The 526-nt window shown below is 65.2% G+C and carries 1 protein-coding gene and 1 pseudogene; both read left to right on the top strand.

The genetic code is table 11. The features are described 5' to 3' along the window. Window positions 1–141: pseudogene (locus DPA01S_RS17425) on the top strand (TrkH family potassium uptake protein); the annotation flags it as partial. 19 nt (window positions 142–160) lie between these two features. Beyond that, a partial coding sequence (locus DPA01S_RS16140) for a potassium channel family protein (RefSeq protein WP_198150861.1) occupies window positions 161–526 on the top strand: 366 nt, incomplete at its 3' end.

The raw sequence follows: 526 nt of genomic DNA, 5'->3' as shown, positions 1-526 counted from the left end.
CTTCCCGAGTGGGGTCAGTGGATACTGATCGGACTGATGTACCTGGGCCGGATCGGCCCGATCACCATGGTCAGTGCCCTGGCCGCTCGCCAACGCGGGCGACGGTACGACCTTCCCGCAGAAAGGCCACTCATTGGCTAGGAAATCAGCGCCGGACGCCGTGGCAGTGCTCGGTCTCGGCCGGTTCGGCAAGTCGCTCGCCCTGGAGTTGATGTCCCAGGGCGCGGAGGTGTTGGGTGTCGACGCGAGCGATGCGGTCGTGCAGAAGATCGCCAACCGCCTCACGCACGCGGTGGTGGCCGACACCACGGACGAGGAGTCCCTACGTCAGTTGTCGGTGCACGAGTTCGATCGCGCGGTGGTGGGGATCGGCTCCGACCTCGAGGCCAGCCTGCTGACCGCCTCGGCCCTGATCAATATGGGCGTGGCGAACGTGTGGGCCAAGGCGATCAGCAACTCCCACGCCAAGATCCTCACGCAGATCGGTGTGCATCATGTCGTGCGGCCGGAACACGACATGGGCAAA

Source organism: Dietzia papillomatosis NBRC 105045 (genome assembly GCF_001570845.1).
Classification (GTDB): Bacteria; Actinomycetota; Actinomycetes; order Mycobacteriales; family Mycobacteriaceae; genus Dietzia; species Dietzia cinnamea.
The sequence above is the reverse complement of the archived record's forward strand: the minus strand, read 5'-3'. Positions and strand labels throughout refer to the sequence as shown.